We start from the raw sequence: 3774 nt of genomic DNA, 5'->3' as shown, positions 1-3774 counted from the left end.
CTCGATTACTGAGACGACGAGCATCCCGGTGGAACTCGGCGTCGGCGGATTGACGGGTGAAACCGTGGTCGTCAACGCTTCGGTCGGCCCGATCGTGCAGAGCGAAAGCTCGCAGCTCGGGCGCGTCGTCGATTCGCGCACGGTCGCCGAACTGCCGCTTGCGACCAGGAACTTCACGCAGATCCTCGGACTCTCGACCGGAACGGCGACCTACCTTCCCGACAACACGGCGGTCGGGCGGAACTCACAAAACATTTCGGTCAACGGCGGGCGCGTCACGAACAACAACTTCCAAATCAACGGCATTGACGCCAACTCGCAGGGCACCAACTCCGCTCCCTCGCTGTCAGTCCCCGCGCCCGAATCAATTCAGGAATTCAAGGTACAGACCTCGCTCTACGACGCGACCTTCGGACGCTCCGGCGGCGGCAACGTCCAAGCCGTCACCAAGTCGGGTTCGAACAATTTCCGCGGTAGCGTTTATGAATACTTCCGCAACGATGCCTTGAACGCCAACAATCCCTTTTTGAAAGCCGTCGGGGTGCGCCGTCCCGTCCTCAAGCGCAACATCTTCGGCGGCGTCATCGGCGGACCCATCGTGCCCGATAGAGCGTTCTTCTTCGCGTCGTATCAAGGCACGCGCGAACGCAACGGCGCGTCGGTCATCAACAGCTTGTCGTCGAATATCTTGATTACGCCCGGCTTGACCGACGACCGCTCAGCGGCAAGGCTGCTCGCGCTTTACAATTCAAGAAATGCAGTGCCATTGACCGCGATCAACCCGACCGCGCTCTCGCTCTTGAACACGCAGTTGGAGGGCGGCGGTTTTCTAATTCCAACGCCGCAAACTGCCGACGGTCGCTTCTCCGGCTCGACACCGTCCGAGTTTGAGGAAAATCAGTTCAACGCCAACATAGATTACCGCTTCAACGACAACAACACATTCTCCGGCAAGTTTTTCTTCTCGAACGCGCCGCAGACGCTCGTCCTGCCGAGTTTCTTGGGCGGCGGTCCGAACGTCCCCGGCTTCGGCAACTTTCAACAAAACAACAACCGTCTGCTCTCGCTTCAGTACGTGCGGGTCTTCTCGCCGACCGTCGTCAACGAAGCGCGCTTCGGTTACAACTTTATTCGCGTCGATGCGTTCCCGCAGCAACCGACCAGCAGTTCCGCCGTCGGCATCACGCGCGCCAACGAAAGCACGTTTCCCGGTCTGCCACTCATCAACATCGGCGGGGCGGGTGCCGTCACCATCGGCACTTCGGGGACGATTGACGTGCTGGCGACGGCGCCTTCGACGACGCTCGCCGATACGCTCTCCATCACGGTGGGCAAACACCAGATTCGCACCGGCGCGGAATTTCGTTACAGCGAAAACAACTACACACTCAACTTCTTCACGCGCGGACAGATTAACTTCCTCACCTTCGACCAGTTCCTTCAAGGAAACGCCTTCGTCTCTGTCTTCGGCAGCGGCATTGGCGACCGCAGTTTGCGCGCTCCCGATTACAACTTCTTCGTCCAAGACGATTTCAAAGTCACGCCGAAACTCACGCTCAATCTCGGACTGCGCTACGAACTCGATCTGCCGCCAACCGACACGCGCGGACGCATCGCCACCTTCGACCCGACGCTCTACGACCCGCGCCAGCTTGTCAACACCGGCAGCGGCTTCGTCCAAGCCGGAAACGTGATTCCCGAATACGATTTAGCTAGCGTCCCGAACGTCGACGACCGCGTGGTCAGAAGCAAAGACCCGAACAACTTCGCGCCGCGCGTCGGTTTCGCTTATTCGCCGCTCGACTCGAACCGTCTCGTCTTTCGCGGCGGTTACGGCATCTTCTATTCGCGCACGTCATTCCAGTACGTCACCTTGAACGTCATCGCGCCGCCGACCTTCGTCTTCGGCACGCGCGTCGCCGGAGTCGGTATTGACTTGGGAAGGTCTATTCCGGTTGCCAATCCGTTCTTCCCCGCGCCCGCGCAAAATCAGTTCCCGACCTTCGTCCCCGGGGTCGCGCTTTCGGGAGCCTTCTTCGACCGCAATATACGCACGCCTTATCTCCAACAATACAACGCGAGTGTGCAGTACGAACTCTTCCGCAATTATCTTGTTGAAGCCGCCTACGTCGGCACTCACGGCGTCAATCTCTTCCGGCAAATAGCCATCAATCAACCCGGTCTTGCCAGTCCCACGAATCCGATTGTCAATCAAGTGACGGGCGCAGTGATCACGACCAACTCGCCCGCCAACGCCACCTTGCGCGCTCCATTTCAGGGCGCGGGCATCAACAACTTTTTCCAAAACCAATCAACCGCCCAATCGAACTACAATTCGCTGCAAACAAGCCTCACCAAACGCTTCTCCGGTGGATTATCGTTTCTCGCGTCATACACCTTTGCGAAATCCATTGATAACGCTTCCGGCGCGGGCGGCGGACCTGGCACGGGCGGCGTCATCAATCCAGGCAATGTCGGCGAGTCTTCGCCGATCCTCGGCAACCAATTCGACAACCGCGCCAATCGCGGTGTCTCGGACTTCGACCGTACACACCGCTTCGTCCTCAGTGGTATTTACGGATTGCCAACGCCCGCTTTCGCACGCAATTCCGCCCTTGGTCGCGCGCTACTCGGCGGTTTTCAATTAGGCACGATCATCACCGCTCAGTCGGGGTTGCCGATTGACATCGTGGATGGCGGCTCAGCTTCGTTATACGGCTTGAACTTGCCGACGCTCTCACGTCCCAGCTTCGCCCCCGGTGCGACGATCGAGACCGCGCGTACCAATATTCCCGCCGGTTTATTCTTCAATCCGGCGGCGTTCGTGCGTCCTCGCTTGCTGGGCGGGCAAGTCATTCCCAGTTCGGGCGGGGCGGCGGTGACAGATGCCTCGTGTTCATTGCCCGCCGTCGTCTGCACCGACTTCGGCAACGTCGGGCGCAATATCCTACGCGGTCCGCGTCAAACGAACGTTGACTTCTCCGTCTTCAAACGCTTCCCCATTGGCGAGACGCGCAACATCGAGTTTCGCTCGGAGTTCTTCAATCTCTTCAACCAAGTCAACTTCGCCAACCCGATTAGTGACTTGAACGCCGGTCCCGCGTCGTTCGGTCGCATCATCTCGACGAGTAACAACCCGCGGATCATTCAATTCGCGCTGAAGCTCAACTTCTGAATCGCGGAATGCGGATCTCGGATAGCCAACCATAGGACTTACGCAACAGCTAAGAAAAACATTGAGCCATAGATGCACACATCGCGGCTGTTAGCCCGCAACCGAAGGGAAACGATCCACGAAATTCCACGAAAAGACACCAAAAGCAATTCGTGTTAGTTAGTGTGATTTAGTGGATCGTTGTTTCTGTCAAAACTTGCTCAAAAAACAAGGAATCGCGGACTTGTATCACGGAGGGACACGAATAAAATGAGCAGAAGAAACATCTTTGTTGATCCGTGTCCATCTCACTCCCTGCTGATTCGTGCATAAGTCATAAACCAGTTATCTTTTCAATCCGCATTCGGCAATCCGAAATCTGCAATGGAGGCGAGATGTTCGTCAGAGATTGGCTGGCGCAGCGCGCCGTGCTCTCGCGAAATAAGGTGGCGGTCATCGATTTGACGACCGGCGCGGAGTTGACTTACCGCCAGTTCGACGAGCGCGCGACGCGGCTCGCCAACTACTTGCGCGCGACGACCGGAGTGCGAAGCGGCGATTGCGTCGCAGTGCTTTCGACGAACCGCGCCGGCATTCTCGAAGCCTTCTTCGCTGCCGCC

General features: G+C 57.8%; 2 protein-coding genes. Both read left to right on the top strand.

The genetic code is table 11. From position 1 onward, the window contains the following. Positions 1 to 28: 28 nt before the first annotated feature. The gene (locus VES88_07340) at positions 29 to 3175 is read left to right on the top strand and encodes a hypothetical protein (protein ID HYN81298.1); all 3147 of its coding nucleotides are present in this window, start codon (positions 29 to 31) and stop codon (positions 3173 to 3175) included. A 374-nt stretch (positions 3176 to 3549) separates the two neighbouring features. Further along, positions 3550 to 3774, top strand: a 225-nt coding sequence (locus tag VES88_07335; protein ID HYN81297.1) for an AMP-binding protein, incomplete at its 3' end; no start/stop codon positions are given.

It is taken from the genome of Gemmatimonadaceae bacterium (assembly GCA_035633115.1).
Taxonomy (GTDB): Bacteria; Gemmatimonadota; Gemmatimonadetes; order Gemmatimonadales; family Gemmatimonadaceae; genus UBA4720.
This window is presented reverse-complemented; position numbering and strand designations above follow the sequence as displayed.